Below are 2,736 nucleotides of genomic sequence, written 5' to 3'. Positions count from 1 at the left end.
AGTCGGCAGACGAGAGACTGGAGTTATATCGATAAGGTGTACTTGAACCCTGAAAAGTGTGCAGCGTAATCATTAAGGTTACTAAATTGTAAAAAAAACACGACAACTTGCTTGAAAAACAGCGATAACATCCATCGAGATCGCTTAGTACCATTCATGTAGAATAACTTCTTTACTTGCTAGCTCTGGGTAACTTAAGCAAGGCAAAAATCCATCTGCTGGGCAAGAATAAGACGCATTAGTGACGCCAACCCACTTTCTCTTTAGCTCAATGTCTGGTTTAACTCCTGCGCAATCGCTCCAGTTTTTTATCACGCTTCGTCGTCCGTAAAAAAAGTCGCAAGGACATCGGTGTTCATCCGCTGCCCATCGGTGTCTTTTAGCTGTTGATTGAGCGCTCGTTGGAGCCGTTCTAGCTCTTTGGCATTTTTGAGCAGAGTATCGATAACCTGGCTAAAGCTGCAATTATTCCGTTTGGCTAACCTTTCAAGCTCTTTTCTAGCTGTCATTGAAATAGTGTAATTACCTTCAGAAAAAGCATGACTATTCCGATTCTCCTCTCTTTTCTTCCAGCTCTTCCAGGCTGATTTCATGTTGCGACATTGCTCTCTGGTTTCGGCGTGTTCTTCCCAACTATGAGCACTTTCCAGAAAGCGCTCAAGGCGTTGTGATGGTGTATCTCTTTTTCGGTCATACGGATAAATCCATCCATGCTGCTGAGCGTAATTAATCAGCCATTGAATCATTACGTCATCACTTTTATCGATCCATTCTAAGCGCTTTTTCATCTTAGGATTTAGGGGGGCATCAAACATCATCTTCCAACCAACATTCTCTCCAGTCATCAGAGTAATCCGCTTTCTCTGCTTGTCCAAATAAAAACCTCACCATCCATTCAATCTTCTCAGCAAACACAATTGCCATCATGTTATAATTCTTTACATACAGCCTATTTAAATAAATCAATAAGACCATTACCGATGAAACCTGAAGAGATATATTTGTTGTTGTGCCTAGTAAAGAACAAAGGCATCAATGCAGAATTTAGTCATCAATCTGTCGAACTATCAAAGCAATTTGGAGTCACCTTAAATACGGTAACGTCTCTTTTTTCTGCGTTAAAACACACGCAAAGTCTGATAGTGAAAGAGCGTTATTCCCTCAAAGGTCGAGGTCAGAATGACTATATGTTCACTGAAAAAATACTGAGTCATCACAACCACTCAACACTACTTCAAACGATTATCGCCAGTCAAAACCCAGCTATATCTCGCCTATTAAGCAATGACCTTTCAAATCTAATCGAACCAAAGTCATTACCAATACTCGAGCACGACAGCCCCCAAAAACGCCAGTCGTTTAGAGCATCTAATCGTTTGTTCTTAACTCTGTTACTACTACACAGTAATGAATTGGGTGTTATTGAGACGTTGAGCTCCATGCTCATTCGAAAGATGATGGGGAATATCAGTGCCGACCGCTTTAAGTCTCAATTGAATACACTAAAAAAAATGGGGCTGGTGGAGTGCCACATTTCAGGCATGACCGGAAAGGTGTTGTTTGGTCGCATGAAAGGAAGCTATTACTTGAACACGCAGCATCCCTTCCTAAAAGACAGTTTCAATGAAGTCAGCTCACTTCTGTTAGATTTCAACCAGGTCTTGTACGAACACAATGAAAGCACTGAGGTGACGTGTTTACTTCATGCTTACAGAGACACAAGAAACGGCTACGGACAGGAAACGAACCAAGGCAAACTTGATGCTTATCTATGGCCAGACGTTATGGGTGATAGCCTGAAAGACCTCTCAACGTCACCTGTGATTCATTTCTTCAACGATAAAGCACTCCATAACCCAATACACCAATGGGTTTGCCAAGTCGCGTCAGAGCTCATTCTGCACCCTTTTGATACTGTTCACGATGTAATAATCAATCAATGCAGTGACAAACTCGTTCAACTGCTTTCTCCCTCTCAATCTATCCCTCTGACTAAGCTGCCATCAGTCATAGTGCAAGTGCCATCACACCACCAGCAATCCAATGATTTGTCTTTTTTGCACGATGTACTGAGCGTTGACAATCGACAACAAGAGGCGACCTTAACCTACTGGCAACACGTTGCTTTGACCCGCCTAATTTTGACCCTTGGGCTTAACATGGCGTCTCGCTACAAAGAATTGCTCAAACTCAAGGGTGTGGATGCTCAGTACATTAAACAATGTATCGTTACCCCTAGTGCGACCTTTGAGAAACCTTGTTTTCACTACAAAGTCCTATTCACGCTCAAAGAGGGTAAGCCCAAGAATATCAAACTGCTGGTGAGTAAAGATGAAGAAGTCACTCTGCTCATTGCAGAGAGAGCCCAAGACGTTAATCCAAAGATATCACTTCAGGATATAAAAAAGATTTTCGTGCCTAAGTCTGAACCTCAACATAGTTAGATAAAAAAATACTCATCTCACCCCTATTGTATAGAGAGTGTCTGCATCAGCATGATGTTCTTACCTAGCAGGCATGACTGAAGAGATTCAGTTGTGTCTGCTGGATTAAGTGAGTAGAGAAGACTGGGTAGGATTTATAATGCTTAGAGGAGCATGACTATGCGACAACATTATAAATCTTTTTCTTTTCTTCTTTTTTCTAAAGAACTACTCAACCAAGAAGAGTCCTCAAGACTCTGATACTAACCAATGTCAGTAACAATCATTTCAATACCATTCTGTCTAGACAGTA

2 protein-coding genes are annotated in these 2,736 nt (G+C 41.5%); one reads left to right on the top strand and one right to left on the bottom strand.

Annotation, left to right across the window (positions count from 1 at the left end):
- Positions 1-311: 311 nt before the first annotated feature.
- The gene (locus IQQ51_RS18035) at positions 312-845 is read right to left on the bottom strand and encodes a hypothetical protein (protein WP_193841717.1); all 534 of its coding nucleotides are present in this window, start codon (positions 843-845) and stop codon (positions 312-314) included.
- 135 nt (positions 846-980) lie between these two features.
- On the opposite strand from IQQ51_RS18035, the gene IQQ51_RS18030 reads away from it, so the two are divergent.
- On the top strand, positions 981-2,444 hold the full coding sequence (locus IQQ51_RS18030; protein ID WP_193841716.1) for a hypothetical protein: 1,464 nt from the start codon (positions 981-983) through the stop codon (positions 2,442-2,444).
- The last annotated feature ends 292 nt before the right edge of the window (positions 2,445-2,736 follow it).

The organism is Vibrio sp. OPT18, from assembly GCF_015163615.1.
Lineage (GTDB): Bacteria > Pseudomonadota > Gammaproteobacteria > Enterobacterales > Vibrionaceae > Vibrio > Vibrio coralliirubri.
The sequence above is the reverse complement of the archived record's forward strand: the minus strand, read 5'-3'. Positions and strand labels throughout refer to the sequence as shown.

What these genes read in the sequence shown, in the direction of transcription:
- IQQ51_RS18035 (WP_193841717.1), bottom strand. Translation starts at nt 845, where the DNA reads ATGACTGGAGAGAATGTTGGTTGGAAGATGATGTTTGATGCCCCCCTA.
- IQQ51_RS18030 (WP_193841716.1), top strand. Translation starts at nt 981, where the DNA reads ATGAAACCTGAAGAGATATATTTGTTGTTGTGCCTAGTAAAGAACAAA.